Here is a 26,011-nt window from a genome sequence, read left to right as displayed (position 1 = left end):
GCTGCCGCCATGGCGGACTTCATCGAACGTGACCTGACCGGCTCCCGCTTCCACGTCGTGGACCTCAGCGGGAGCCGGTTCGGCGACGTCAACCTCAGCGGCGTCCTGATCCGGGGCGGGTGGGCGGACCGGCTCGAGCTCGACGGCGACTTCGGCGAGCTGGTCGTCAACGGCGTCGACGTGGCGCCCTACGTCGCGGCCGAGATGGACCGTCTCGACCCGGAGCGGGTGCTGATGCGCCCGACGGACGCGGACGGCTTCCGGGTCGCGTGGCCGGTCGTCGAGCAGCGGTGGGCCGAGGCCGTCGACCGCGCCCGCCGGCTGCCACCCGAGCTGTTGCACGAGCGGGTCGACGGTGAGTGGTCCTTCATCGAGACGCTGCGCCACCTCGTCATGGCGACGGATGCGTGGGTTCTGTGCGCGCTGCTCGGCGACCCGGCACCCTTCCACCCGCTCGGGCTGCCGCACTCGGAGATGGACGACCCGACCGGCATCGTGCCGCGCGACCTCGACGCCCGCCCCACGCTCGACGAGGTGCTCGCCGTGCGGGCCGAGCGGATGGCGGTCGTCGGCCAGCAGATCGCCGAGCTGACCGACGAGCGGCTCGCCGGCACGACCGAGCCCGTGCCCGGCGCGGCCTACCCGCCGACCGACAGCTACGCCGTACGCCGCTGCCTCGGCGCGATCCTCAACGAGGAGTGGGACCACCGGCGCTTCGCCGAGCGCGACCTCGCCGTCCTGGAGGAGCGACTCCGCTCCGCCTGATCAGTCCAGGGCGGCCAGTACCTCGGTCGTGGTCGTCGTCTCGCCCAGCCGCGGGAAGACCGTGCGGACGCAGTGGTCGTGCACCTCGGCGGACCGGTCGGTCATCGCGTCGGTGACGAGCACGACGTCGTAGCCGTGGTCGTAGGCCGAGCGGGCCGTCGCCTCCACGCCGCTGCCCGTCGCGATGCCGGTCAGCACCACCTGCGTGACGCCGCGCCGGGTCAGCTCGGCGTGCAACGCGGTCCCGATGAACGCGCCCACGCGCTCCTTGGTGACCAGGACGTCGTCCTCGGTCGCCGCGAGCTCCTCGACGAGGTCGGCGCACCCGTCCGGGAAGGCGGCCGGGGCGGCCGCGCCCTGCTGGGCGTCGGTGCGACCCGGCGCCCGGCCGGTGACGTTCACCAGGACGACCGGCAGCCCGCGTGCCCGGAAGGCCCGCGCGAGCGCGGCCGACCGCTCCACGACCGGTCCCGTCGGATGAGCGGTGGGCAGCGCGACGATGCCCTGCTGGAGATCGATGACCACGAGTGCGGCGGTGGGTTCGAGGGTGGTGAGGGGCATTAGCTCTCCTGGGAGTCGGGGGCGGTGCGGCCGATGCCGGCCAGTGACCGGTCGGCGAGAGTGGTGAGGAGCATCAGGCAGGACGCGACGAGCATGAAGACGGCCAGGTGGTGCACGCCGTCGGTCGTCGCGCCGTCGTGCAGGAAGACGCCGGTGGCCGCCGACGCCACGATGGCGCCGAGATACATCGAGGTCCGCAGCAGGCCGGCCGACGACGCGATCCGCACGGGGTCGGCCTGGTGGTAGACGGCGTTCTGGTTGCCCAGCCCGAGCAGTCCCTGTGGGACGCCGAGCAGCAGCGTCAGTGCAACGAGGGCCCACACGGCGCTGCCCGCGTCGAGCAGCAGCACGACCGCACACGCGGTCACCTGCAGGACCGCGCCCACGACGAGCTTGCCGCGGATCTCGGGCCGCCTACCCGTGAGCGTCGACACGACGATCCCGGTGCCGAACATCGGGATGAGGACGAGCCCGACGGCCGACGGGTCGAGGCCTCGTCCCTCCTGCAACCACTGGGTGAAGCCGTAGAGGAAGGAGTAGCTCACCGTCGCGGTGAGCAGGCCGCGCACGTAGGTCGTGACCAGCGGCAGGTTGCCCCGCAGCACGCGCACGTCGATGAACGGCGCCCGCACCCGCGCCTCGACCAGTCCGAACGCGACCGCCGCGACGACGGCGACGCCCAGCAGCGGGAGCACGGTCGTGTCGGGCTCCATCAGGAAGAACAGCAGCGCGAGCAGGGTGCTCGTGAAGAGCGCGGCGCCGGCCAGGTCGAAGCCGCTGTCCTCCGGTGCGCGCTCGTCCCCCAGCCGGTCGTGGCGGGGGAGCCGCCGACTGCCGAGCCACAGGCAGGCGATCGCCAGCGGGATGTTGACAGCGAAGGTGGCCCGCCAGCCGCCGACGCCGATGAGGAAGCCGCCGAGCGTCGGGCCGATCACGGCGACGGTCTGGCTCGCGACCGCCAGGATCGTGAGCACCCCGGCAGGACTGTCCTCGCCGGTGCGCACCGCCTCGCTGCGGATCAGGTGCATCGCCGCGGGGTAGCCCGCGCAGGTGCCGAAGCCGAGGACGACGCGCGCCAGGACGAGTACCCACAGGTCCTGCGCGACCAGGCCGATGACGCCGGCCACCCCGACCATCGCCGCCGCGACCAGGTAGAGCCGGCGGGGTCCGAGCAGGTCGATGAGCCGGCCGACGACCGGCTGTCCGACGGCGGTGGCGAGGTAGAGCGCCGAGACCAGCCACGCGGTCTGCGACGGCGGCGCGTCGAACGCCCGTCCGATCGGTACCAGCGAGATCGCGATGATCGACGAGTTGACGGGGTTGAGGACGGAGCCGAGCACCATCGGCGCGATGAGGCGCCGATCAAAGGTCGTCCGAGTCGTCTGCGTGGTCACAGCGCCTTCGCGAGCCGCTCCAGGAGGGGTGCGGCGGCGTGGAGGGTCGCCCGCTCCTCGGCGGTGAAATGCTCACCCAGTGCGGTGGCGAACTGCTCGGCCCGCGCGTCCCGCTTGCGTCCGGCCATCGCCCGTCCCGCATCGGTGAGCTCGATCAGCATCCGGCGTCCGTCCGCGGCGTCCGCAATGCGACGTACGAAGCCGCGACGCTCGAGCGCAGTGATCGTGGCGTGCATCGACTGGGCGCTGATCGCCTCGACCCGCGCCAGGTCGGCGGAGGTGGCGGGCGCGTTGCGGACCAGGCTGGCGAGTGCGGTGCTCTCCGGCTGGCTCAGCTCGGCGACGACGCGCACCTGGCGGAGACGTCGGAAGAGGAGCCCGAGGCTCGCCTGGAGCTCGCGGGCCACCCGGTCGGGGGAGGTTGCCATAATCATCAGGCTACCTGATCAAGTTGCCTGATCAAGCGACGATGGTCGCCGTCACATCCGACCCGCTAGCATCCGCAGAACAAGAACCTGTTCTAGCGAGGGTGGTCGCGATGTCCGGTCCTGGTCCCGATGGCTTCAACCTGGCGACGGTGTTCGGCGCCGTCGCGCGTGCCGTGCCGGACCAGGAGGTGCTGATCTGGCGCGACCGCCGGATCACGTACGCCGAGATGGACGCCCGCATCGACGGCATCGCCCGGTTCTTCGTCGACCGCGGGCTCGGTGTCCGCGCGGAGCGCTCCGAGCTCGCCAACCACGAGTCGGGCCAGGACCACGCCGGCATCTACCTGCGCAACGGCAACGAGTACCTCGAGGCGATGCTCGGCGCGTTCCGCGCCCGTGTCGGCGCGTTCAACGTCAACTACCGCTACGTCGAGGAGGAGCTGGTCTACCTCCTCGGCGACGCCGGCACGAAGGCACTCGTCTTCCACTCGGAGTTCGCGCCGGTCGTCGCCGCCGTGCGCGACCAGCTGCCCGAGCTGTCGGTGCTCGTGCAGGTGCCGGACGAGTCCGGCCACGACCTGCTGCCCGGCGCCGTCTGGTACGACGACGCTCTCGCCACCCCGGAGCCCGCAGGCGGGATGCCGACGCCGAGCGGCGAGGACCTCTACCTGCTCTACACCGGCGGCACGACCGGCATGCCGAAGGGCGTGCTCTGGAAGCACCACGACATCTACGTCTCGACCATGGGCGGCACGCCGTTCGGGGAGACTGAGCCCTATCCGTCGTACGACGCGATCGCGGACTACGCCCGCAACGCCAACGGTGGGCTGGCGATGCTGATGGTGCCGCCGTTCATGCACGGCGCCGCCCAGTGGTCCGGGTTCCACGGCATCACCTCGGGCGGCAAGATCGTGATCCCCGACGACGTGCACAGCCTCGACGCCGTCAACGTCCTCGAGCTCGCCGCGCGCGAGCGGGTCCTCAACATCGTGACGGTCGGCGACGCGATCGCGAAGCCGATCATCGAGGAGGTCGAGCAGGGCAGCTACGACCTCTCGGGCCTGGTCAGCTTCGGCAACGGCGGTGCCGCGCTGACGCCGTCCGTGCGGGACCGGATCTTCGAGGCACTGCCGCACGTGATGGTGCTCGACTCGGCCGGGTCGTCCGAGTCCGGGCTGCAGATGAGCCAGATGACGATGAAGGGCCTCGAGGAGGAGGCGATGGTGTTCACGCCGCGTCCCGACACCTGGGTGCTCGACGACCTGCTCACCCGACAGCTCGAGGCGGGGGAGTCCGGCGGCTGGCTGGCCCGCCGTGGGTTCGTCCCGCTGGGCTACCTCGGCGACCCCGAGAAGTCCGCGCGCACCTTCCCGCTCGTCGACGGCCTCCGCTGGTCGGTGCCCGGCGACCGGGCCAGCATCCTCGACGACGGGCGGATCCGGCTGCTCGGCCGCGACAGCGTCACCATCAACTCCGGCGGCGAGAAGATCTTCGCCGAGGAGGTCGAGCGCGCCGTGGCCGCGCACCGCGGGGTCCGCGACGTCGTGGTCGCGGGCCGGCCCTCCGAGCGGTGGGGCAACGAGGTCGTGGCGATCGTCCAGCTCGAGGACGACGCGGAGGTCACCGACGAGGAGCTGCTCGCCGAGGCCGGCCGCCACATCGCGCGCTACAAGCTCCCCAAGGCGATCGTCCGGGTGCCGGCCGTGCAGCGCTCGCCGTCCGGCAAGGCGGACTACCGGTGGGCGAAGTCGCAGGCGGTGCCGTCGGCCTGAGCCCGCTCAGGCGTTGGTCGTGACCGTCGCGGTGGCCGAGGTGGGCAGCGTGTGCGCCGACGACGCCGCAGCGGCCGCGGCGTCGGCGAGGGTGCCGCGCGCCTGCCGGTGCCGACCCATCACGACGGCCATCGCGACGCCCGCGAGGCTGATCGCGGCCATCACCCACGCCGTCGTCGTCAGGCCCGCCGCCAGCGCGACGTCCCGGGCCTCGCCGTCGGCGATCCGGTCGGCCGTGACGCTGCTGTACAGCGTGGCGGCGAGGGCGGTCGCCACGGCGGCGCCGACGTAGCGCGCCATGTTGGAGACGCCGGACGCCTCACCGACCTGGTTGGCCGGTACGGCGGCCGTCGCCGCGGCCGACGACGGGCCGTTGGACAGGCCCATGCCGACGGCCGCCGCCACCAGCGGCAGGAAGAACGCGCCGTACTGCCAGGACGCGTCCGCGAAGCCGATCCAGGCGAACCCCACCGCCGTGGCGAGGAAGCCGATCCCGACGACCTGCCGCCCTCCGATCCGCGCGGCCAGGCGAGGCACCAGCGGCGCGGACACGACGAGTCCGACGGTGGCCGGCAGGGTCGCGAGGCCGGCCTCGAGCGGGCTGAAGTCGAGCGCGCTCGGGTCCTGGAAGTAGAGGCTGAGCACGTACATCAGGGCGTTGATGGTGCCGGCCCCGATCAGGATCGCGACGGTGGACCCCACGAGCACGCGGTTGCGCAGCAGCCCGAGGTCGAGCAGCGGCTGGGCGACCCGGCGCTCGACGGCGACGAACCCGACGCCCGCGAGGACCGCGACCACGACGCAGCCGATCGTCGCGACCGAGACCCAGCCCCAGTCGCTGCCCTTGCTCAGCGCGAGGATGAGCGGTCCGAGCGTCAGTGCGACCAGCACGGTCCCGAGGTAGTCGACCGAGCGTGGTCGATCCGCGTCCCGCGACTCTGCGACCGTCGCGGCGGTGAGGGCGATGCACCCGACGGCGACTGCGGCGTCGATCCAGAAGAGGCCCTGCCACCCAGTGGTGTCCACGAGCACGCCCCCGACGAGCGGCCCGGCGGCTGCCCCGACGGCGGCCGCGGCGCCCCACAGCGTCACGGCCCGCACCTGCTCCTGGCCGCTGTACGCGACGGTCAGCAGGCTCATGCCACACGCCAGGATCGTGGCGCCCGCCGCGCCCTGGATCATCCGCCCGGCGATGACCGTCCCGCCGGAGTCGCCGAGCGCGATCAGCACGCACGAGGCGACGAAGAGCAGGAGCCCGAGCTGGAAGACGCGCCGGCGGCCGAACACGTCGCCGAGCGACCCGGAGGTGATGATCACGGCGGCGCCGACGAGCGAGTAGCCGGTGACCGCCCACTGGAGCGTGTCGACCGACATGCCCGTGTCCTCGCTGATCGCGGGGAGCAGGATCGCGACCGCCGAGGTGTTCGCGTTGACCACCAGGGTCGAGATGCAGGTGGCCAGCAGCACCCCCGTGTGCCGGTCGGTCATCGCGGAGCCGCACCCTCACCGAGGTGGACCAGCAGCCGCGACTGGGCGACGACCATCTTCTCGATCTCGCTGGGGTCGACGCTCTCGTCGGACGAGTGGATCCGGGACAGCGCCACGTCCTCGGGGCCCCACAGGATGAACTCGGCGGTCGGGCAGGCCTCCTGGAGGGTGCGCAGCAGCGGGATCGACCCGCCGGAGCCGGCCTCGCCGACGGGCTTGCCGTAGGCCTCCTGGAGCGCGACCCGCGCCGCGTCGTACCCGGGACCGTCGGTCGCGCAGCGGAACGGCGGCGCCTGCTTGGTCCGCTGCACGTCGAGCTGCGCGCCGTACGGGACGTGGGCCTCGAGGTGGGCCACCAGGGCGTCGAGCTCGCGGACCGGGTCCGATCCCGGCACGATCCGCATCGACAGCTTCGCCCGCGCCTCCGGAACCAGCACGTTCGACGACCCTGCGATGCTCGTCATGTCCACGCCGATCGCCGAGATCGAGGGCTGCGACCAGAGCCGCGTGCCGATCGAGCCGGTGCCGGCGAGGCGGACGCCGTCGAGCAGGTCCGCGCTCGCCTCGAAGTCGGCGGCGCTCAGGTCCGCGCCGGTCCACTCGCCGCGCGAGACGCCCTCGACCGCGACGTTGCCGTCGTCGTCGTGCAGCGTCGACAGCAGCCGCGCGAGCGCCATCATCGCGTCGGGAGCCGGCCCGCCGAAGACGCCGGAGTGCAGCGGGTGCTCGAGGGTGCGCACGGTGACGACGCAGGCGACGTCGCCGCGCAGGGCGGTCGTGAGCACCGGTTCGTCGGCCTCGAGGTTGCCCATGTCGCACACGATGAAGACGTCGCACTGGAAGAGGTCGGGGTGCGCCTCGACGAACGCCTCGAGGTTGCTCTCGGTCTCCTCCATCCCCTCGAGGATGAGCTTGACCGTGCACGGCGGCTGCCCGTCGAAGACGCGCATCGTGCCGAGGTGCGCGACCAGGCCACCCTTGTCGTCGGCCGCGCCCCGGCCGTAGATCCGGCCGTCGTCCTTGCGGGTCGCCGTCCAGGGATCGGAGGTCCAGCCCTGCTCGGGAGGGGCCGGCTGCACGTCGTAGTGCGCGTAGAGCATCACCACCGGCGACCCCTCCGGCCCGCGTGCCTCGCCGAAGATGGGCGGGTAGCCCGACGGCACCTCCATCAGGCGAGCGTCGGTGAACCCGACCTCGCGGAAGGCCTCGAGCGTGGTCCGGGACATCTCGTGCACGGGCTCCGCGGGATAGCCGGGGAACGCCACCGACGGGACGGCGACCAGCTGCTCGAGCTGGGTGAGCAGCGACGGCATCATGGCCGCGGCCCTGGTCTCGATCTCCTGCAGGTCCATCGGGGTGCTCCTGGGTCTCTCGCAGTTTCAGGCGACGAGTGCGCCGATGGCCGCGCCGACGGCGACGGTGACGACGGTCATGATCAGCATGGGCACGAAGAAGCTGTGGTCGATCAGCTTGGTGCCGAGCTTGGTGGTGCCGCTGTGGTCGAAGTTCGCCGCGGCGATCTGGGTGCCGTTGGCGGGCAGCGTGTAGACGCCGCTCAGGGCGCCGGCCCACATCCCGGTGACCAGGCCGGGGGACAGGCCGGCGGCGAGGCCGATCGGCACGATCGTGCGGGTCGCGGTCGACTGGCTGGTCGTCAGTGCCGCCACCAGGAAGACCGCGAGCGCGAAGAGCACCTTCCAGTCGGTGACCCAGCCGCCGATCGTGTCGATGATCTGCTCCTCGTGCGCGGAGATGAAGGTCGCGGTGAGCCACGCGATCCCGAAGAGGGCGATCGCCGAGATCATGCCGGCCTTGAAGACCGACTGGTCCGGGACCTCGGCGACGTTCGGCCTGCCCAGGAAGAGGATCACGACGCCCACGGTGAACATGACCATCACGATCGTGGTGGTCATGTCGATCGAGACCGACTCCCCGCCCTCGACCGGGAACGACGGTCGCAGGTCGGGGAACAGCCCGAAGAACACGATCACGAGGACGCCGGCGAAGAAGGCCAGCGCCGAGTTGCGACCGGCGGCCGTGTAGGTCAGAGCGGTCGACGCGGGCGGTGCGCCGTCGAAGACCTCGGACGGGGCAGGGGAGCCGGGCGCAGCGAGCTCGCCGGAGGCGATCCGGGCCTGGACGTCCGGGTCGTCGTCGAGGTCCGCCCACATCCGGTTGACGACCAGGGACGTGGCGATGATGCCGACGACGCAGGCGGGCACGGTGATGGCGAGGATCTGCGTCAGGCCCAGGTTGTACGGCGCGACATCGGTCAGCGTCAGCATCGCGGCCATGGCCGCGGAGACCGGCGAGGCGGCCAGCGCCATGCCGGACTGCACGACCGTGACCGTCAGCGGTCGGGACGGCCGGATGTGGTTGCGGTAGGACACGTCGTAGATGACCGGCAGGAGCGGGTAGATGATGTTGCTCGTCCCGGCACCGATGGAGAACACGAACGCCGTTAGCGGCGCGATGAGCGTGATCTGGTGAGGCCGCTTCTCGATGACGCGGGCCGCCATCGCCACCATCCAGTCGATGCCGCCGGCCGCCTGCATCAGGGCCGCCGTGGTGACGACGGCGAGGATGATGGCCATCGCCGCGGCGGGCGGCTCGCCCGGCGGCTCACCGAAGACGAAGACCAGCACGGCCGTGCCGAGGCCACCCCAGAGCCCGACCCCCACCCCGCCGGCGCGGGTGCCCATCACGATGCAGCCGAGCACGACCAGCGCCTCGAGCACCAGCTTCACGTTGTCGGTACTCATCACGCCTCCTGGCAGTAGGTGTCTGCGAGCGATCCGACGCGTGCCCACGCCTCGTCCACGTCGTCGAGCGCGTCCTCGATCGCAGGTCGGGCCGTGTCCAGGGCCTCCTGCGTCGCCGCGGCGGCCGAGACCGCGAGATCGTTCACCGCGGACCGCAGTGCCGAGATCGCGGTGTCGAGGCGGCCCTCCGTCGTCGCCTGGAAGGCGTCCAGCTGCTGCTGCGCGGCCTCGGCCTGCTCCCTCAGCTCGTCGGCCGTCACGGTGTCGGGATCCACGGCGGCGAGCGAAGCGACCCGGGCGTCGAGCTCGCGGTACTGCGCGCAGAGATCGCCGTCGGCCTCGACCTTCGCCTGGCTGCACCCGGCGAGCACGCTGCCGAGGAGGACGAGCGCGACGACCGGTGCCGACCGCCTCATCCTCGGTCCTGTCATGTCTCCCTCAGCGCCCCTTCCAACCGGTCCTGGACGGCGTCGAGACGCTCTCGCGCCGACTCGGGGGTCTCCGTCACGGCCACGACCTGCGCCCTCGAGTCACGCACCGCGTCCCGCAGGCCCACGGCCTCGAGGCGGGCCCGGTCGTCGGGCGCACCCTCCGCCAGCACCGTCAGCCGGTCCTCGGTCGCGACGACTCGGGCCACCGCGGCATCGGTCCAGGAGGTGAGGTCCTGGCGGAGTGCTGGGACGAGAGTGCGGGCGAACCAGGCGGTCTCGTCCCGGGCGGCGGCCATGTCATCGGTCCACGCCGAACGACGGCGGTGCCGCATGACCAGCGGAGCCGCGATCGTGCCGGCCAGTGCGATCAGGGCGAGCAGGACCCACGCCCAGGTGGGCAGACCGCTGGTGTCGTCGCTGCCGGCGTCGGTGCCGTCGCTCTCGGCGCTCGGCGACGCCGAGGCCGGTGTCGTCGTGGGCGTCGCCGTGGGCGTCGGGGTAGGGCTCGGTGTGGGTGTCACCGTTGCGGTCGCGGTCTCCGTTGCGGTTGCCGTCGCGGTCGCGGTCGCCGTGGCCGTGGCCGTGACGGTCGCGGTCGGGGCGGCCGTCCTGGACGGGCGTGCCGTCGGTGCGCTCCCCGTCTCGCTCGGCGCGCTCCCCGTCTCGCTCGGCGCGCTCCCCGTCTCGCTCGGTGCCTCGCTGGGCGTCTCGCTCACGGTCTCGGACGGCCGCGGGGAGGCCGTCGGAGAGAGGCTGCGCGTCGGCTCGATCGTGAGCGACCGCGTCGGAGTCGGCAGGGCGATGCCGCCGTCGCCGCTCCCGCCACATCCAGCGGTCGCTCCGAGGACGAGAAGGGCGACAGCAGCGGCGTACCGCTTGTCCATGCCGCGGAACGTAGCCACGATCGGGGGTGGTCGACACCACCCGGCAGCGGGTGGTTCCGCCGCGTCGATGAGTTCGCGCCACGGCCTCGGTCAACCATCGCAACCACCCACGAAGGAGCCGCCATGTCCACCCAGCTCAACCCCTACCTCGCCTTCCGCGGACAGGCTCGCGAGGCGATGACCTTCTACCAGTCCGTCTTCGGCGGACAGCTCGAGATCATGACCTTCGCGGACCAGGGCGGCATGGGCATGCCCGACGACGAGGTCGACCAGGTGATGCACTCAGCCCTGTCGGTCTCCGACACCGTGCAGCTGATGGGCTCCGACGTCCCGAGCCACATGGAGGGCGACCTCCACAACGGGCGCCACGCGCTCAGCGGCGACGACGTCGACACCCTGCGCGGCTGGTTCGACGCCCTCGCGACGGGCGGCACCGTCAACGTGCCGTTGGAGAAGGCTCCGTGGGGCGACTGGTTCGGTGACCTCGAGGACCGGTACGGCGTGGGCTGGATGGTCAACATCTCGGGTGCCGCGGAGGGCTGAGTCGCCGCATGCTCTAGTAGTGCCATGCCGACGCTGACGCTGGACGGTCCACTCTGGACGATCGACCTCGGGGACGACGAGAACCGCTTCTCACCCGAGTGGCTGACCACCGTCGAGGGATTCCTCGACGACCTCGCCGCCGGCACCGAGCCAGCCGCGCTGGTGACCGTCGGCGGCGGCAAGTTCTACACGAACGGCCTCGACCTGGACTGGCTCGGTGCGCACCCTGACGAGCTGGGCGCGTACGTCGGTCGGGTGCACGCGCTCTTCGAGCGGATGCTCACCCTGCCGGTGCCGACCGTCGCGGCCCTCAACGGTCACGCGTTCGGCGCCGGAGCGATGCTCGCCATGGCCCACGACTTCCGGGTGATGCGCACTGAACGCGGCTACTTCTGCTTCCCCGAGGTCGACATCCACATCCCGTTCACGCCCGGGATGAACGCGCTGATCCTGGCGAAGCTGACCCCGCAGGCCGCCGTCGAGTCGATGACGACCGGTCGCCGCTACGGCGCCGACGACGCCTGCGCCGCAGGCATCGTGGACGCCATCGCACCGGTCGAGGACCTCGCCCGGGCCGCGGGCGACCGGGTCCGCGACCTGGCCGGCAAGGACCGCGGCACGCTCGCGACGATCAAGGCCAGGATGTACGCCGAGGTCGTCGCCGCCCTGCGCGAGGGCCGCTAGCTGACCTCCTGGCCGACCTCCTCCAGCTCCGACCAGTCCACGGAGGCCAGCCGGCGCTGGTACTCGGCGACCTGGCCGGGCCAGTTGGTGGTGATCCGGCGCCCGTCGCGGTACCAGCTGTCGCACCGCGACCATATGCCCGAGCCGAGCCGGGACTGCATCTCGTCGTCGTAGGCGTCCCACACCTCACGTCGTACGGCGACGGCGCGGGCGTCCCCGGCCGAGATCCGCCGGGCGACCTGCGCGATCCAGCTCGCCTGGGCCTCGAGCATCTGGATGATCGAGCTGCCGCCGAGGTTGGTGTTGGGGCCGTAGACGCAGAAGAGGTTGGGGAAGCCGGGCACCGTGAGACCGAGGTGCGCGCGGGCACCGCCGGCCCACGCGTCGCGGAGCGACACCCCGCCGACGCCGCGGACGTCGATGGTGCCGAGGTAGTCGGTCGCTGCGAAGCCCGTGCCCCAGATGAGCACGTCGGCCTCGTGGACCCGGCCGTCCGCGGTGCGCACGCCCTCCGGCACGATCTCGGTCACCCGGTCGCTGACGACCTCGACGTGGTCGCGACTGAGGGCCGGGTACCAGTCGTTGGAGAACAGCAGTCGCTTGCAGCCGAGCGGGTAGCCCGGCACCAGGCGCCGGCGCAGCTCGGGGTCGCGGACCTGGCGGCGCAGGTGCAGCCGCCAGACCGCCCGGATCGCGGCCAGCAGTGGCCTCGTGACCCGCGAGGTCCCCTCGAGCGCACGGTTGAACAGCTCGGTGAGCTCGTACGTCGCGCGCCGCTCGAAGCCGAGCGCGCCGGGGAAGCGGTGGAAGAGCCTGTGGTGCAGCCGGGAGTAGAGCCGGTCGGGGCGCAGGACGACGTACGGCGCCGAGCGCTGGAAGACCGTCATCGCGCCGACCTCGTCGACGATGCCCGGCACGAGCTGCACGGCGCTGGCACCCGTGCCGATCACCGCGACCCGCTGCCCCGCGAGGTCGACGTCGTGGCGCCACTGGGCGGAGTGGAAGGTCGGGCCGGCGAAGGTGTCCGCGCCGGGGATCGCCGGCACGACCGGCTCGGACAGCTGGCCGACGGCGGCGACGACCAGGTCGGCGTCGTACGTGCCCGTGCTGGTCGCCACCCGCCAGCAGCCGTCCCAGGTCAGCCCGGTCACGGTGGTGCCGGTGCGCACCCGCTCGAGCAGACCGTCGGCCGCCGCCGTGCGCTCGATGTAGTCGAGGATCTCGGGCTGGGGCGAGTAGCGGCGTGACCAGTCCGGGTTGGTCGCCCAGGACCAGGAGTAGAGCGGCGAGGGCACGTCGCACGCGGCGCCCGGGTAGGTGTTGTCGCGCCAGACGCCGCCGACCGCGTCGGCGCGCTCGAGGATCGTGACGTCGTCGACGCCCGCCTCGCGCAGCGCGTGGGCGGCACCCAGCCCGCCGAACCCGGCACCGATCACGACCACGCGAGGACCCATGTGCCGACCGTAGGGGACCGGCAGGTCGGCGTGATCCATAATTTCGGCCATGCCGCCGGGGATCGCGTTCGAGGACGCCGCCGTCCGCGACTGGGACTTCCCGCGCGCGGTCGCCGGGGTGACGCTGCTGGTCGAGCACGGCCGCGAGCAGGGCGTCCCCGACGAGGTCGCGCTGGCGGGGTCCGGGCTGAGCGTCGCCGACGTGGTCGCCGTGACGGAGGTGACCGCTGCGCAGGAGCTGCGGGTCGTGCGCAACCTGCGGGCCCGGCTCGGTGAGGTCGGGTCGGACGTGGGTCGGCGCTACCGTGCGGCGACGTTCGGTGCCCTGGGCTATGCGCTGCTCGCGAGCCGCACCGTGCACGAGGCGATGAACGTGGCGCTGCGCTTCCTCGACCTCAGCCACACCTTCGCGATCCCGCGGGTCGAGCTCGACGGGGACCGCGTGGACGTCGTGGTCGACGGGGCGGGCCTGCCTGCCGACGTACGCCGCTTCCTCGTCGAGCGCGACGCCGCCGCCATCCGGGCGGTGCTCGTCGAGATCGCCGGGTTGCGCGTCAGCAGCGGCCGGGGTGCGGGGACGTCGCGGGTGCTGTCCTTCGACGTCGCCCTGCTGGACCGGCCGCTGTCCCACTCCGACGCCTCGACGCTCGCGTCGTGCGAGGCGGCGTGCCGCGACGTGGTGGAGCGCCGCCGCGAGCTGCCGGGCTTCGCCGGCCAAGTGCGGGTGCTGGTCACCCAGCGGCTGCCGAGCGGCGCCCCGATGGTCACCGTGGCCGCTGCCGTCGGGGTCAGCGAACGGACCCTGCGTCGCCGGCTGACGGCCGAGGGCACCAGCTACCAGCTGCTGCTCGACGAGGTGCGTGGGTCGATGGCCGCGGAGCTGCTCGGCACCGGGCGGCTGTCCGTCGAGGAGGTCGGGCTGCGGCTGGGGTACGCCGAGGCGACGAGCTTCATCGCGGCGCACCGCCGCTGGACGGGGGAGACCCCGGGCGGGCGAGGGCGACGCCGCGGCACCACCTGAGCGCCACCGCGGCGCAACGCCTCGTTCACCGGCGCGTGGTCGGGTCGAGGGGACAACCTGACTCGGAAGGATCTTCGACGCATGCACGCACGCACCTCCAGGCCCTGGCTCGTCGTGGCCGGCCTCGCAGCCCTCGCGGTCTCGGTGACCGGCACGCTCGCCTCCGCCGGCACCTCCCCGGACTCCCTCAGTGACCACGGCGGCGCGACCCGCAACGCGGGCGACCGCACTGACGCCGTACGCAAGGCCGTCGTCGACGGTCAGGCCCGCAACGTCATCCTCCTCATCGGCGACGGGATGGGCGACTCGGAGATCACCTCCGCCCGCAACTACGCCCAGGGCGCGGCCGGCCGCTTCGCCGGGATCGATGCGCTCCCGCTGACCGGCCAGTACACGACGTACTCGCTCGACAAGACGACCGGGCTGCCCGACTACGTGCCCGACTCCGCCGCGACCGGCTCCGCCTGGTCGACCGGCACCAAGACCTACGACAACGCGATCTCGGTCAACCTCGCCGGCGCTGCGCAGCAGACGCTGCTCGAGCTCGCGAAGGCGAACGGGCTCAAGACCGGCGACGTCACCACCTCCGAGCTGCAGGACGCCACCCCGGCCGTCCAGGTCTCGCACATCTCGCAGCGCTCCTGCTACGGCCCGGTCAAGACGACCACCACCTGCCCCGAGGCGGCCAAGGAGAACGGCGGCCTCGGCTCCATCACCGAGCAGCTGCTCGACACCCGCCCGGACGTCACCCTCGGTGGCGGTGCGACGACGTTCGCGGAGACCGCGACCGCCGGGACGTACGCCGGTCAGACGCTCGCCCAGCAGGCCGCGGCGCGTGGCTACGCCACGGTGACCGACAAGGCGGGCCTGGCGGCGGTCACGAAGGCCGACCAGACGAAGCCGCTGCTCGGCCTCTTCGCGCCCGGCAACCTGCCGGTCCGCTGGGTCGGCCCGGCCGCGACCGACGGCGGCGCCGCGCTGCCGCCGGCCACCTGCACGGCCAACCCGGCCCGTCCGGCGACCCAGCCGACGCTGGCCGAGATGACCGACAAGGCGATCAAGCTGCTCGACAACCCGGACGGGTTCTTCCTCCAGGTCGAGGGCGCGAGCATCGACAAGCAGGACCACGCGTCGGACGCCTGCGGCCAGATCGGTGAGGTCGTCGACCTCGACGAGGCCGTCCAGGTCGCGCTGGCCTACGCCAAGAAGGCCGGCAACACGAGCGTCTTCGTGACCGCTGACCACGCGCACACCAGCCAGATCATCGAGGTCGGCAGCTCCTCGCCGGGCAAGACGGTCGCCCTCACGACCGCCGACGGCGCGCCGATGGCGATCAACTACGGCACCTCGACCGGCAGCTCGCAGCAGCACACCGGCTCGCAGCTGCGGATCGCGGGCTTCGGACCGGGTGCCGCGAACATCGTCGGCCTGACCGACCAGACGGACCTGTACTTCACGATCCGCAACGCGCTCGGCCTGGCCGACGACCCGGCGCACGCCAGCGACAAGGCCAAGGTCTCGGCCTCGCCCGCGAAGGTGAAGCCGGGCCAGAAGGTGCTGGTCACGGCCAGCAGGTTCTACGGTGACCGCCGCGCCACCGTGAAGGTCACCGGCCCGGCCGGGCAGAGCACGACCCGTGACCTGTCGGGCGGGATGCTGCAGCTGACCATCAGGCCCACGAAGGTCGGCACCTACCAGGTGAGCGTCACCGGGGCCCAGTCCGGCAAGGTCGCCAAGGACACCGTGAAGGTGATCAAGCCGAAGAAGCAGCGCCACCGCTGACCCGGCAGGCCATCGCGGACGTCACGCGGTCGGTGCCCCCATGCTCCGACCGCGTGACGTCCCGTACGGGGTTCAGACGACCTCGCGCAGCCGGCCGCTCGCGACGTCGAAGACGAAGCCGCGCACGGAGTCGGTGTAGGGCACGAACGGGCTCGCCTTGATCCGCGTGATCGAGGACCGGACGTCGTCGTCCAGGTCGTCGAACGCCTCGGCCGCCCAGGAGGGCCGGAAGCCGGTGTCCTCCAGCAGTGCGGCGTTGAACTCGTCGTCGGTGAAGGTGAGCATCCCGCAGTCCGTGTGGTGGATCAGCACGACCTCGCGGGTGCCGAGCAGACGCTGGCTGATCGCGAGCGAACGGATCTCGTCGTCGGTGACGACGCCGCCGGCGTTGCGGATCACGTGTGCCTCGCCGTCCTCCAGGCCGAGGGCGGCGTAGACGTTGATGCGGGCGTCCATGCACGCGAGCACGGCGACGTGCTTGGCCGGCGGGAGGGGGAGCGGGCCGTGGAAGTCGGCGGCGAACTTCTCGTTGTTCTCGAGGAGCTGATCGGTCACGGACATGGGGCCTCCTAGGGTGCGGAGGTTCCAATCTAGATCAAATCAGTAGAGAAACAACAGTTAGTCACGTGATGGTCATGCCGCCGTCGACCGCGAGGGTCTGACCGGTGACGTAGCCCCCGGCGTCCGAGGCGAGGAACAGGACCGCGGCGGCGAGCTCGGCCGGGTCGCCCTTGCGGCCGGCCGGGATGCGCGCCTGCTGCGACTCGAGGTAGCCGGGCGGGTACTGCTCGGTCATCTCGGAGGCGAAGAAGCCGGGCGCGATCGCGTTGACCCGGATGCCCTTGCGCCCGGTCCACTGCTGGGCCAGGTCGCGCGTCATCCCGATCAGGCCCGCCTTCGAGGAGGCGTACGCCGCCTGGGGGAGTCCCGCGGTCGTCAGGCCGAGCACCGAGCTGATGTTGATGATGCTGGAGCCCGGCTGCATCACCCGGCCGCAGGCCTGGGCCATCCAGTAGCAGCCGTTGAGGTTCACGTCGATCACCTTGCGGAACTCCTCGGGAGCCTCGCGGGTCGCCGGCGCCGCCGTACCGATGCCCGCGTTGTTGACCAGCACGTCGACCCGCCCGAACTCCTCCATCGCCAGCGCGACCAGGTTGCTGCACGAGTCCGGGTCGGCGACGTCGGTCGCGACCGTGAGCGCGCGGCGTCCCGCCGCCTCGACCAGCTTCGCCGTGTCGGCGAGCCGGTCCACCCGCCGCGCGCCGAGGACGAGGTCGGCGCCGGCCTCGGCCAGTCCCTGGGCGAACGCGACCCCCAGCCCGCTGGAGGCCCCGGTCACGATCGCCACCTTGCCGTCGAGCCGGAACAGGTCGGGGACGGTGCGTGCGTCAGTCATGGCGCCGATCATGCCGGACCGTTCCGCGTCTGCGTCCGGGCGGCCGGGCGCGACCGGGCGCGACGTTTGGTCACCAAGCGCAGATCGGGAGCGTTCCCATCTGCGGTTTGGTCACCAATCGGTGGGCCGCGGCCCGCAGACCGCCCCGCAGGCCGCCCCTCAGGCCGACGCCGACAGCGACGCCCGGATGTCGGACTTGAGCACCTTGCCCACCTTCGACCGGGGGAGGTCGGGCCACACCTCGACCTGCTTGGGCGCCTTGACGCTGCCGATGCGCTCCTTCACGAAGGCGGTGACCTCGGCCGGCTCGACGCGCGCCCCCGGCCGCAGCTGGAGCACGGCGACGACCCGCTCGCCCCACTTCTCGTCGGGCAGCCCGATCACGGCACAGTCCTGGACGTCCGGGTGCGCCATCAGCGCCTGCTCGACCTCGGTCGAGTAGACGTTGAAGCCGCCGGTGATGACCATGTCCTTGGCCCGGTCGACGATGTGCAGGAAGCCGTCGTCGTCGAGGTAGCCGATGTCGCCCGTGTGGTGCCAGCCGTACGCCGACGCCTCGGCGGTCGCCTCCGGGTTGCGGTGGTAGCCGGCCATCACCAGCGAGCTGCGCACGACGATCTCACCGCGCTCGCCGCGAGCCAGCAGGGCGCCCTCCTCGCCCATGATGGAGACCGTCACCAGCGGGGCCGGTCGCCCCGCTGATGACAGCCGCTCGTGGGCGATGCTGCCGTCGGGCCGGAAGTGGTCGCGCGGTGGCAGCGTCGAGATCATCATCGGCGCCTCGGTCTGGCCGAAGAGCTGGCCCATGACCGGCCCGATGCGCACCAGCGCCTCCTCGAGCCGGGTCGCCGACATCGGGGCCGCGCCGTACCAGAAGCACTGCAGCGACGACAGGTCCGTCGTGTCCAGCGCCTCGTGCGCGAGCACCATGTAGATCAGCGTCGGCGGCAGGAACGTGTGCGTGACGTGGTGCCGCTCGACGAGCTCGAGGAAGCCGCCGACGTCGGGGGAGCGCATCACCACGACCTCGCCGCCGAGGGCGAGGACCGGGAAGCAGAGCACCCCTGCCGCGTGGGTGAGTGGCGCGAGCGCGAGGTAGACCGGCCGACCCTCGAACGGGTAGCTCATCAGGGTGATGGCCGTCATCGTCTCCAGGTTCGTGCCGGTCAGCATCACCCCCTTGGGTCGGCCGGTCGTGCCTCCGGTCCCCACGATCATGGCCACGTCATCGACAGGGGGGATGTCGATGACGTGGCCGGCCACGAAGTCCTCCCACGACAGCGCGCCGGGGACTCCCTCAGGAGGCGGGCCGTCGAGGCAGACCAGGGTGGTGAGCTGGGGGAGGTCACCACGGATCTGCTGCACGAGCGGGGCGAACCGCTCCTGGAAGAACAAGGTGACGCACTCGAAGAGCTCGAGGAGCTCCTGGTTCTCGGCGGCCTCGTTGCGCGGGTTGATCGGGCACCAGACGGCAGCCGCGCGGCTGATCCCGAACACGCAGGTGAACGCGAGCGGGTCGTTGGCCGACAGGATCGCGACCTTGTCGCCGGGGCGTACGCCGCCCTCGACGAGCGCCGCCGCGATCCGGCCGCTGAGCTCCTGCACCTCGGCGTACGACCACGTCTCGCCGTCGGTCGTCAGGCAGGGTGCGTCCGGTCCGAGGGACGCACCCTTGTCCAGGTAGTCGACGAGTCGCACGGTCAGCCCTCGAGGGTGACGACCGGGTCGGAGACGAGACCGAAGCTGCGCAGCACTCCCAGGAGCTCGCGGTGCCCGAACGCCTGGCACCCGGACGCGAAGCCGACCCGCCTCGGCGGCTGCTGCAGCAGCGAGTACGCCGCGTAGGCCTGCAGCGCGCCGGTCTGCTTGTAGTTCTGGTTGCCGTGGATGACGACGTGCGCGCGCCCCAGCGGGCCGGAGGCGTGCACGGAGTCCATCGACTTGTTGACGCGCGGGTTCTCGCGCGGGGGCATCTGGCTCATCACCTGCGAGGCGGTGGCGGTCAGCGCGGCGTACTTCTCGTCCGGCTCCATGTCCTTGGTCGCCTCGACGGCGGCCGCCACGATCTGCGGCACCCCGAGCATCAACGGCTTGTTGAAGACGCCGCCGAGCACCTTGCAGTTGGCGACGCGGGGGTCGCGTCGGTACCAGACCGGGTGCGACGTGCCGCCCCACGGCAGGGCCAGCGCGAGCTCGTGCTGGCCCGGGATGGCGAGCTGGTAGAGACCGGCGTCCGGGTCCCAGGGGGCGTACTGGTTCTGCTCGAGGTAGTACGCGCCGGCCAGCGCCGCGTTGACCAGGATGGTCAGCGTCGACGCCACGGTGGGGCTGCCACCCCAGAACACCGCGATGTCGAGCGTGTCGAGGCCGGGCCTCTCGAGTGCGATCTCGGCGGCGATCTCACCGGTCGTGTACATCTGCGCGATCCCGGGGGCGAGCAGCAGCCCCTTCTCGGCGTACGCCGCGCCGTACTGCTCGTCGCACGTGATCAGCCAGTCCTGCTCGCCCGTGGTGTCGGTGTAGTGGACGCCCGCGGCCAGCGCTGCCTCGACGACGGCCGGTCCGAGCTGGCTGAACGGCCCCACGGTGTTGAGGACGACCGAGGCTCCGTCGAGCAGGTCGGCCAACGCCTCGGGACTTCCGTCGCACGCGACGACCTCGTAGTCGGCGGTCTCGATGCCGGCGACGCTCGACTCCATCGAGCTCTTCAGCCGGCCCTCGTCACGGCCGGCAGCGATGAACGGGACGTGGTACTCGCGGAGGTACTCGCAGATCAGTCGGCCGGTGTAGCCGGAGGCGCCGTAGACGACGACCTTCCGGGAGGAGGTGCTGGGCTCGCTCATCTCACATCCCCATCCCGCCGTCGACCGGGAGGCCGACGCCGTTGACGAAGCGGGCGCTGTCGGAGGCGAGGAACACCACGGCGTCGGCCATGTCGGCGACCTCGCCGAGGCGCCCGGACGGCGTCAGCTCGACGACGGCGCCCACGGCCTCCTCCGGGGAGCCGAAGAGCCCGAGCTTCGCCATGTCGACCGCGAGCCCCTGGCCCATCGCGGTGGGGACGAGGCCGGGGTAGATGCAGTTGACGCGGACGCCGTACCCGAGCTTGCCGGCCTCCATCGCCGCCACCCGGGTCATCCGGTCGACGGCCGACTTGGTGGCGGAGTAGATCGGGATGCCGGGGAAGGCGATCGTGGCGGCCACCGAGGAGATGTTGATGATGCTGCCGCCCTGGCCGGCGACGCCGTCGGGGCGCATCGCGCGCAGCCCCCACTTGAGACCGAGCGCGGTGCCGAGGACGTTGACCTCCAGCATCGTGCGGATGTCCTTCGGGTCCACGTCCACGATCAGGCTGCTGATCTCGACCCCGGCGTTGTTGACGAGGACGTCGAGGCCGCCGAAGTCCTGGGCCGCAGCAGTGACCGCGTTCTCCCAGCTGCTCTCGTCGGTGACGTCGAGGTGCACGAAGCCGTGGCCGTCGCCGTCGAGCGAGTCGGCGACCTTCGCGCCGAGGTCGTCCTGCAGGTCGGCGACGACGACGCGTGCGCCGGCCGCAGCCAGCGCCTGCGCCATGCCCTCGCCGAGGCCCTGGGCGCCTCCGGTGACGAGGGCCGTGCGGCCGGTGAGATCGAGTGCGGTCATGGAGCTCTCCTCGGGGATGGAAGTGGTGGCCGTCACAACGTAGGCCCGATCCCTTGACGACTGTCAAGACTTTGTTGGACATTCGTCCAGACAATTCTGGACACTCGTCAAGATCGGTGACGGAGGTCCGCGGGGGTCGCGTACAGTGACGCCCGACCAGGGCCGGACGGCGGCAGAGGAGGCGAGCGGTGGCAGGCACCAAGGAGGCGCGACGCGCGCCCGCGGACAAGTACGACGAGCGGCGCAACCAGCTCGCGGAGTCCGCCCTGCAGACCCTCGGTGAGCTCGGCTACGCGCGCACGAGCCTGCGCGAGATCGCCAACAACTCCGAGTTCAGCCACGGCGTCGTCCACTACTACTTCGCCGACAAGTTCGAGCTGATCATCTACTGCGTCCGCTACTACAAGGCGCGCTGCGTGACCCGCTACGACGCGGTCGTGGAGGACTCGACGACCGCGGAGGGCCTGCTCGACGCGTTCGCCGCCAAGCTGGTCGAGACCCTGCTCGACGAGGCGCCGATGCACCGGCTCTGGTACGACCTCCGCACCCAGAGCATGTTCGAGGACAAGCTCCGCGAGGCCGTCCTGATGATCGACGCGACGCTCGAGGACATGATCTGGCGGGTGGTCAGCAAGTACGCCGAGCTGTCCGGCCGGCCGACCGTGATGACCCCGCACGCGGCGTACGGCGTGCTCGACGGGCTGTTCCAGCAGGCCCTGCTCGGCCACCTCACGGGCACTGCCGACGCCGCCGAGGCGATGGCGGCCCAGGTCCACGAGCTGATGCCGCTGATGTTGACGCCGGCCCCGGCCTGACGTTCGGGTACCCTGGGCGCATGCGCAGGACCCTGCTCCTTAGCCAGCCGCACTGATCACCTACTCAGTGCGGCCACCCCTCACGCCCGAGGGGTTTTTTTGTGCCTCGGGCCGGAACAGCACAGTCGAGCAGGATCGAGACGTTCGTGGAGAGAGACGAGATGAGCGAGCAGGAGCACGACGAGCCGGCGACGTACGACGTACGCGCCGTCCAGGACAAGTGGCTGCCGGTGTGGGAGCGGCTGGAGCCGTTCCGCGCTGACGACGACTCGCCGCGCGAGAAGAAGTACGCGCTGACGATGTTCCCCTACCCGAGCGGTGACCTGCACATGGGTCACGCCGAGGTCACCGCGCTGCACGACGTCATCGCACGCTACTGGTGGCAGCAGGGCTTCGAGGTCCTGAACCCGATGGGGTGGGACTCCTTCGGCCTGCCGGCCGAGAACGCCGCGATCCGCAACGACGAGCACCCCGCGACCTACACCTACGCCAACATCGAGACGCAGTACGAGTCGTTCAAGCGCTACGGCATCTCCTTCGACTGGTCGCGCCGGCTGCACACCTCCGACCCGGAGTACTACCGCTGGACGCAGTGGCTGTTCCTGAAGTTCCGCGAGCAGGGGCTGGCCTACCGCAAGAACAGCCCGGTCAACTGGTGCCCCAACGACCAGACGGTGCTGGCCAACGAGCAGGTCGTCGACGGCCGCTGCGAGCGGTGCGGCCACGAGGTCACCAAGCGCGAGCTGACCCAGTGGTACTTCAAGATCACGCAGTACGCCCAGGAGCTGCTGGACGAGCTGGACAACCTGGAGGCGACCTGGCCGGCGCGGGTCGTCGCCGCGCAGCGCAACTGGATCGGCCGCTCCGAGGGCGCGCACGTCTCGTTCGCGATCGAGGGCCGCGACGAGCCGGTCACCGTCTACACGACGCGCCCGGACACGATCTTCGGCACCACGTTCATGGTCGTCGCGGTCGACTCGCCGCTGGCCGCCGAGCTGGTGACCGACGGGCAGCGCGCGGCCTTCGAGGCCTACCGCGAGGAGATCCGCAAGGAGACGGAGATCGAGCGGCTGTCCGCCGACCGTCCCAAGACCGGCGTCGACCTGGGCGTCACCGCGACCAACCCGGTGACCGGCACGCAGATCCCGGTCTGGGCGACCGACTACGTGCTGGCCGACTACGGCACCGGCGCGGTCATGGGCGTGCCCGGCGGCGACCAGCGCGACTGGGAGTTCGCCACGGTCATGGGTCTGGAGATCGTCCGCACGACCCAGACCCCCGAGGGCTTCGAGGGCGAGGCCTTCCACGGCGAGGGCCCGGCGATCAACTCGCCGGCACCCGGCGTCGAGGCGCCCCTGGACATCAACGGCCTGGGCGTCGCGGAGGCCAAGCGGGCGACCATCGACTTCCTGGAGCAGCAGGGCGCCGGCCGGGGCGCGGTCAACTTCCGGCTGCGCGACTGGCTGCTGAGCCGCCAGCGCTACTGGGGCGTCCCGATCCCGATCATCCACTGCGAGAAGGACGGCGAGGTCGCCGTACCGTACGACCAGCTGCCGCTGGAGCTGCCGGAGCTGCGCGGCGCCGACCTGAAGCCGAAGGGCGTGTCGCCGCTGGCGGCCGCCTCCGACTGGGTCGACGTCGAGTGCCCGACGTGCGGGGGTCCGGCGAAGCGCGACAGCGACACGATGGACACCTTCGTCGACTCGTCGTGGTACTTCCTGCGCTACTGCTCGCCGACGTACGCCGACGGGCCGTTCGACGTCGCGAAGGCCAACGCGTGGATGCCTGCCGACATCTACGTGGGCGGCGTGGAGCACGCCGTGCTGCACCTGCTGTACGCGCGCTTCTTCACCAAGGTGCTGCGCGACATGGGGATGCTGGAGGTCGGTGAGCCGTTCGCCGCGCAGCTGAACCAGGGCTTCGTCATCAACCGCGGCAAGAAGATGAGCAAGTCGCTGGGCAACGGCGTCAGTCTGGGGGACCAACTTGCGGAGTTCGGAGTGGACGCCGTACGCCTGACCCTGGTCTTCGCCGGCCCGCCGGAGGACGACATCGACTGGGCCGACATGTCACCGGCCGGATCGCTGCGGTTCCTGCAGCGTGCCTGGCGGCTGTCGGGCGACGTCGCGTCGGAGGTCGGCGCGTCGCCGGAGGGCGGCGACGTCGCCCTGCGCCGGGTCACCGCGCGGACCGTGCACGACGCGGCCGAGCTGGTCGAGGCCTACCGCTTCAACGTCATGGTCGCCCGCGTCATGGAGCTGGTGAACGCGACCCGCAAGGCGATCGACTCCGGCTGCGGTCCCGAGGACCCGGCCGTGCGCGAGGCGACCGAGGCGGTGGCGATCCTGCTGTCGCTGGTGGCGCCGTACACCGCGGAGGAGATGTGGGAGCGGCTGGGCCACGAGCCGACCGTCGCGCGCGCCGGCTGGCCGAGCGTCGACCCGGCGCTGCTGGTCGAGGAGTCGGTGGTCGCGGTCGTCCAGATCCAGGGCAAGGTCAAGGCCCGCCTGGACGTCGCCCCCGACATCTCCGAGGCCGACCTGGAGCAGCTGGCGATGGCCGACCCGGCCGTGGTCCGGGCGATCGACGGCCGTCCGGTGCGCAAGGTGATCGTGCGCGCACCGAAGCTGGTCAACGTCGTCGTCTGAACCTGCTCACTCCTCGCGGAAGCCGAGCACGGCGCGGGTCATCTGGTTGCGGGTGTCGAGCAGGTCGTCCAGGGCTGCCTCGAGGTCGTCGGCCGACACCGCCAGGGCGGTGTCGTCGTCGGGGGCGTCCTGGCGATCGGCGGCCACGACGGCGGCACGCCGCAGCAGCTCCTTGAGGAACGACGCGGTGACGCCGTCCGTGCGGTCGAGCACGTCCTCGATGCGGCCGAGGTCCACCTCGAGCCGGCCGGCGTACAGCTCCACCAGGCGGTGGCGGGCGTCGCGGTCGGGCACGTCGATGTGGACGGCCTGGTCCACGCGGCCGGGGCGGGAGGCGAGGGCGGGCTCGAGCAGGTCGGCCCGGTTGGTGGTCAGCAGGAACACCACGTCGGCGTCCTCGGCGAGCCCGTCCATCTCGTTGAGGAGCGTGAAGAGCAGCGGCGTCTCGCCGCCGTAGTGGTCCCGCTCCTGGGCGATCAGGTCGACGTCCTCCACGACGATCATCGCCGGCTGCAGGCTCCGGGCGATCGAGCAGGCGTCGCGGATCGCACCGAGCGTCTCCCCGGTCAGCTCCACGATCGTGGTGCCGACCAGCTCGCTGACGAGGTAGCGGACGGTGTGGGTCTTGCCGACGCCGGGCGGCCCGTAGAGCAGCAGTCCGCGCTTGAGGTGCTGGCCGGCCGCGCGCAGCCGTGTGCTGTTGCGCGCGACGCCGACGACCTGGCGACGTACGTCGGCGAAGGTGTCGGCCGGGAGGATGAGGTCCTCGGCGGACAGCCGCGGTCGCTCGTGGAAGCGCAGCAGGGACGAGCGCTCCCCGAACATGCTGTGCCCGAACGAGACCACCTGGCCGCGGTAGACGTTGAGCTCGAGCGCCAGCCGGCGCAGCGCGCCAGTCAGCTCGGTGGCCAGCTCCGGACGGGTCGCGACGACCTCGACGGTGACGCCGCGCATCTCGCTGTCGGGGTCGGCGCCTCGGTAGAGGAGCGCGAGCCGGTCGTCGCCGAGCGTGGCGAGCACGACCGCGGCCCGCACGCAGTCGGTGGTCTCGCCTGCCGGTCCGCTCGGCAGGCTGGTGCGCGACACGTTGCCGGGCCGCGGGCCGTGCATCCGCTCCATCGCGGACTGGCCGAGGAGGTCGGCCAGCCCGAAGGAGCCGCGGTGGCGGTAGTCGGCGAGGCCGATCATCCGGTGCTCGCGCCCGGCCTCGCCGAGCCAGGCGTCCAGCGCCGACTGGACGTTGACGTGCTCGTACGCCGGCCAGCGCTCCTCGACCACCGGGAGGTCGTCGGGGTCGATGCCCAGGTGGTCGCCGATGATCGAGCGGAAGGACGGCTGCTCGGAGGCACGCGCCTGGCTCACGAAGCGGCGGACGAGCATCCGGCCGTAGCGTCCGATGTCGGACAGCTCGGGCCGCGTCTCGTCGACGTGGGCGCCGTCGTCGGAGCTGAAGATGATGGTCGAGGGGGACATCGGCATCGGACTCTCGGGAGCGGCGGGCGTCCGCGCAGCCTAGAGGTCGGACGGACGCCAGGCACCCG

At 71.7% G+C, this 26,011-nt stretch carries 23 protein-coding genes; 8 read left to right on the top strand and 15 right to left on the bottom strand.

Annotation, left to right across the window (positions count from 1 at the left end; all coding sequences use genetic code 11):
• Positions 1-9: 9 nt before the first annotated feature.
• Positions 10-765, top strand: coding sequence for a DinB family protein (locus ASC77_RS06695; RefSeq protein ID WP_056150313.1), 756 nt, complete (start codon positions 10-12; stop codon positions 763-765).
• On the opposite strand, the gene ASC77_RS06690 is transcribed toward ASC77_RS06695, so the two are convergent.
• Genes ASC77_RS06690 through ASC77_RS06680 form a run of 3 tightly spaced genes read right to left on the bottom strand, consistent with a single transcriptional unit; the run spans position 766 to position 3,148 of the window.
• Complete coding sequence (locus ASC77_RS06690; RefSeq protein WP_056150311.1) at positions 766-1,326, bottom strand: isochorismatase family protein; 561 nt, start codon at positions 1,324-1,326, stop codon at positions 766-768. It lies immediately after the preceding gene.
• Positions 1,326-2,720 (bottom strand): MFS transporter, encoded by a 1,395-nt coding sequence (locus tag ASC77_RS06685; RefSeq protein ID WP_056150310.1) that lies wholly within the window; start codon positions 2,718-2,720, stop codon positions 1,326-1,328. Before ASC77_RS06685 ends, ASC77_RS06690 begins: the two co-directional genes overlap by 1 nt.
• Positions 2,717-3,148, bottom strand: coding sequence for a MarR family winged helix-turn-helix transcriptional regulator (locus tag ASC77_RS06680; protein ID WP_235547520.1), 432 nt, complete (start codon positions 3,146-3,148; stop codon positions 2,717-2,719). The genes ASC77_RS06685 and ASC77_RS06680 overlap by 4 nt, the downstream gene beginning before the upstream one ends.
• Positions 3,149-3,258: 110 nt before the next feature.
• On the opposite strand from ASC77_RS06680, the gene ASC77_RS06675 reads away from it, so the two are divergent.
• Positions 3,259-4,920, top strand: a complete 1,662-nt coding sequence (locus ASC77_RS06675) for an acyl-CoA synthetase (protein WP_056150460.1) — start codon at positions 3,259-3,261, stop codon at positions 4,918-4,920.
• Positions 4,921-4,926: 6 nt separating this feature from the next.
• Here ASC77_RS06675 and ASC77_RS06670 read toward each other — a convergent pair whose 3' ends face one another.
• Genes ASC77_RS06670 through ASC77_RS06650 form a run of 5 tightly spaced genes read right to left on the bottom strand, consistent with a single transcriptional unit; the run spans position 4,927 to position 10,485 of the window.
• Complete coding sequence (locus ASC77_RS06670; protein ID WP_056150306.1) at positions 4,927-6,408, bottom strand: MFS transporter; 1,482 nt, start codon at positions 6,406-6,408, stop codon at positions 4,927-4,929.
• A complete protein-coding gene (locus ASC77_RS06665; protein WP_056150304.1) occupies positions 6,405-7,760 on the bottom strand; it encodes a M20/M25/M40 family metallo-hydrolase in 1,356 nt (451 codons plus the stop codon). Before ASC77_RS06665 ends, ASC77_RS06670 begins: the two co-directional genes overlap by 4 nt.
• Positions 7,761-7,787: 27 nt before the next feature.
• Positions 7,788-9,170, bottom strand: a complete 1,383-nt coding sequence (locus ASC77_RS06660; RefSeq protein WP_056150302.1) for an anaerobic C4-dicarboxylate transporter family protein — start codon at positions 9,168-9,170, stop codon at positions 7,788-7,790.
• The gene (locus tag ASC77_RS06655; RefSeq protein ID WP_056150301.1) at positions 9,170-9,586 is read right to left on the bottom strand and encodes a hypothetical protein; all 417 of its coding nucleotides are present in this window, start codon (positions 9,584-9,586) and stop codon (positions 9,170-9,172) included. Before ASC77_RS06655 ends, ASC77_RS06660 begins: the two co-directional genes overlap by 1 nt.
• Before the next feature lie 11 nt (positions 9,587-9,597).
• Positions 9,598-10,485, bottom strand: coding sequence for a hypothetical protein (locus tag ASC77_RS06650; RefSeq protein ID WP_056150299.1), 888 nt, complete (start codon positions 10,483-10,485; stop codon positions 9,598-9,600).
• A gap of 123 nt (positions 10,486-10,608) precedes the next feature.
• On the opposite strand from ASC77_RS06650, the gene ASC77_RS06645 reads away from it, so the two are divergent.
• Both ASC77_RS06645 and ASC77_RS06640 read left to right on the top strand, forming a co-directional pair.
• On the top strand, positions 10,609-11,028 hold the full coding sequence (locus tag ASC77_RS06645) for a VOC family protein (RefSeq protein WP_056150297.1): 420 nt from the start codon (positions 10,609-10,611) through the stop codon (positions 11,026-11,028).
• Positions 11,029-11,052: 24 nt separating this feature from the next.
• Positions 11,053-11,712, top strand: coding sequence for an enoyl-CoA hydratase-related protein (locus ASC77_RS06640; protein WP_056150295.1), 660 nt, complete (start codon positions 11,053-11,055; stop codon positions 11,710-11,712).
• Here the strand turns inward: ASC77_RS06640 and ASC77_RS06635 are convergent.
• On the bottom strand, positions 11,709-13,166 hold the full coding sequence (locus ASC77_RS06635; protein WP_056150457.1) for a flavin-containing monooxygenase: 1,458 nt from the start codon (positions 13,164-13,166) through the stop codon (positions 11,709-11,711). The genes ASC77_RS06640 and ASC77_RS06635 overlap by 4 nt on opposite strands.
• A 49-nt stretch (positions 13,167-13,215) precedes the next feature.
• Here ASC77_RS06635 and ASC77_RS06630 point away from each other — a divergent pair, with 49 nt between their 5' ends.
• Together ASC77_RS06630 and phoA are read left to right on the top strand one after the other, a co-directional pair.
• The gene (locus ASC77_RS06630; protein WP_056150293.1) at positions 13,216-14,187 is read left to right on the top strand and encodes a helix-turn-helix transcriptional regulator; all 972 of its coding nucleotides are present in this window, start codon (positions 13,216-13,218) and stop codon (positions 14,185-14,187) included.
• A gap of 81 nt (positions 14,188-14,268) precedes the next feature.
• Complete coding sequence (gene phoA / locus ASC77_RS06625) at positions 14,269-15,969, top strand: alkaline phosphatase (protein WP_082574535.1); 1,701 nt, start codon at positions 14,269-14,271, stop codon at positions 15,967-15,969.
• Positions 15,970-16,041: 72 nt separating this feature from the next.
• Here the strand turns inward: phoA and ASC77_RS06620 are convergent, their stop codons facing one another.
• The 5 genes from ASC77_RS06620 to ASC77_RS06600 all read right to left on the bottom strand — a co-directional run bounded on the left by ASC77_RS06620 (position 16,042) and on the right by ASC77_RS06600 (position 21,007).
• On the bottom strand, positions 16,042-16,530 hold the full coding sequence (locus tag ASC77_RS06620; RefSeq protein ID WP_056150291.1) for a beta-class carbonic anhydrase: 489 nt from the start codon (positions 16,528-16,530) through the stop codon (positions 16,042-16,044).
• A gap of 61 nt (positions 16,531-16,591) precedes the next feature.
• On the bottom strand, positions 16,592-17,365 hold the full coding sequence (locus ASC77_RS06615) for an SDR family NAD(P)-dependent oxidoreductase (RefSeq protein ID WP_056150455.1): 774 nt from the start codon (positions 17,363-17,365) through the stop codon (positions 16,592-16,594).
• 159 nt (positions 17,366-17,524) lie between these two features.
• Positions 17,525-19,063, bottom strand: coding sequence for an acyl-CoA synthetase (locus ASC77_RS06610; protein ID WP_056150289.1), 1,539 nt, complete (start codon positions 19,061-19,063; stop codon positions 17,525-17,527).
• A 2-nt stretch (positions 19,064-19,065) separates the two neighbouring features.
• On the bottom strand, positions 19,066-20,208 hold the full coding sequence (locus ASC77_RS06605; RefSeq protein ID WP_056150287.1) for a DUF5938 domain-containing protein: 1,143 nt from the start codon (positions 20,206-20,208) through the stop codon (positions 19,066-19,068).
• Between the two features lies 1 nt (position 20,209).
• A complete protein-coding gene (locus ASC77_RS06600; RefSeq protein WP_056150285.1) occupies positions 20,210-21,007 on the bottom strand; it encodes an SDR family NAD(P)-dependent oxidoreductase in 798 nt (265 codons plus the stop codon).
• Between the two features lie 188 nt (positions 21,008-21,195).
• Here ASC77_RS06600 and ASC77_RS06595 point away from each other — a divergent pair, with 188 nt between their 5' ends.
• Both ASC77_RS06595 and leuS read left to right on the top strand, forming a co-directional pair.
• A complete protein-coding gene (locus tag ASC77_RS06595; RefSeq protein WP_056150282.1) occupies positions 21,196-21,822 on the top strand; it encodes a TetR/AcrR family transcriptional regulator in 627 nt (208 codons plus the stop codon).
• 161 nt (positions 21,823-21,983) lie between these two features.
• Positions 21,984-24,470: a leucine--tRNA ligase gene (gene leuS / locus ASC77_RS06590; protein ID WP_056150280.1), complete on the top strand. Its 2,487-nt coding sequence runs from the start codon at positions 21,984-21,986 to the stop codon at positions 24,468-24,470.
• Between the two features lie 6 nt (positions 24,471-24,476).
• On the opposite strand, the gene ASC77_RS06585 is transcribed toward leuS, so the two are convergent.
• On the bottom strand, positions 24,477-25,943 hold the full coding sequence (locus ASC77_RS06585) for an AAA family ATPase (RefSeq protein ID WP_156390962.1): 1,467 nt from the start codon (positions 25,941-25,943) through the stop codon (positions 24,477-24,479).
• Positions 25,944-26,011: the final 68 nt, after the last annotated feature.

Origin of the sequence: Nocardioides sp. Root1257, assembly GCF_001425175.1 — a bacterium.
Taxonomy (GTDB): Bacteria; Actinomycetota; Actinomycetes; order Propionibacteriales; family Nocardioidaceae; genus Nocardioides.
Note: the sequence above shows the minus strand (reverse complement) of the source record. Positions and strands in the feature narration are given on the sequence as shown.

Bases quoted from the DNA above. Each gene is read 5' to 3' on its own strand.
- ASC77_RS06640 (WP_056150295.1), top strand. From the start codon at position 11,053: ATGCCGACGCTGACGCTGGACGGTCCACTCTGGACGATCGACCTCGGG.
- ASC77_RS06650 (WP_056150299.1), bottom strand. From the start codon at position 10,485: ATGGACAAGCGGTACGCCGCTGCTGTCGCCCTTCTCGTCCTCGGAGCG.
- ASC77_RS06600 (WP_056150285.1), bottom strand. From the start codon at position 21,007: ATGACCGCACTCGATCTCACCGGCCGCACGGCCCTCGTCACCGGAGGC.
- ASC77_RS06675 (WP_056150460.1), top strand. From the start codon at position 3,259: ATGTCCGGTCCTGGTCCCGATGGCTTCAACCTGGCGACGGTGTTCGGC.
- ASC77_RS06695 (WP_056150313.1), top strand. From the start codon at position 10: ATGGCGGACTTCATCGAACGTGACCTGACCGGCTCCCGCTTCCACGTC.
- ASC77_RS06630 (WP_056150293.1), top strand. From the start codon at position 13,216: ATGCCGCCGGGGATCGCGTTCGAGGACGCCGCCGTCCGCGACTGGGAC.
- ASC77_RS06605 (WP_056150287.1), bottom strand. From the start codon at position 20,208: ATGAGCGAGCCCAGCACCTCCTCCCGGAAGGTCGTCGTCTACGGCGCC.
- ASC77_RS06635 (WP_056150457.1), bottom strand. From the start codon at position 13,166: ATGGGTCCTCGCGTGGTCGTGATCGGTGCCGGGTTCGGCGGGCTGGGT.
- ASC77_RS06645 (WP_056150297.1), top strand. From the start codon at position 10,609: ATGTCCACCCAGCTCAACCCCTACCTCGCCTTCCGCGGACAGGCTCGC.
- ASC77_RS06690 (WP_056150311.1), bottom strand. From the start codon at position 1,326: ATGCCCCTCACCACCCTCGAACCCACCGCCGCACTCGTGGTCATCGAT.
- ASC77_RS06680 (WP_235547520.1), bottom strand. From the start codon at position 3,148: ATGGCAACCTCCCCCGACCGGGTGGCCCGCGAGCTCCAGGCGAGCCTC.
- leuS (WP_056150280.1), top strand. From the start codon at position 21,984: ATGAGCGAGCAGGAGCACGACGAGCCGGCGACGTACGACGTACGCGCC.
- ASC77_RS06655 (WP_056150301.1), bottom strand. From the start codon at position 9,586: ATGAGGCGGTCGGCACCGGTCGTCGCGCTCGTCCTCCTCGGCAGCGTG.
- ASC77_RS06660 (WP_056150302.1), bottom strand. From the start codon at position 9,170: ATGAGTACCGACAACGTGAAGCTGGTGCTCGAGGCGCTGGTCGTGCTC.
- ASC77_RS06585 (WP_156390962.1), bottom strand. From the start codon at position 25,943: ATGTCCCCCTCGACCATCATCTTCAGCTCCGACGACGGCGCCCACGTC.
- phoA (WP_082574535.1), top strand. From the start codon at position 14,269: ATGCACGCACGCACCTCCAGGCCCTGGCTCGTCGTGGCCGGCCTCGCA.
- ASC77_RS06665 (WP_056150304.1), bottom strand. From the start codon at position 7,760: ATGGACCTGCAGGAGATCGAGACCAGGGCCGCGGCCATGATGCCGTCG.
- ASC77_RS06670 (WP_056150306.1), bottom strand. From the start codon at position 6,408: ATGACCGACCGGCACACGGGGGTGCTGCTGGCCACCTGCATCTCGACC.
- ASC77_RS06620 (WP_056150291.1), bottom strand. From the start codon at position 16,530: ATGTCCGTGACCGATCAGCTCCTCGAGAACAACGAGAAGTTCGCCGCC.
- ASC77_RS06615 (WP_056150455.1), bottom strand. From the start codon at position 17,365: ATGACTGACGCACGCACCGTCCCCGACCTGTTCCGGCTCGACGGCAAG.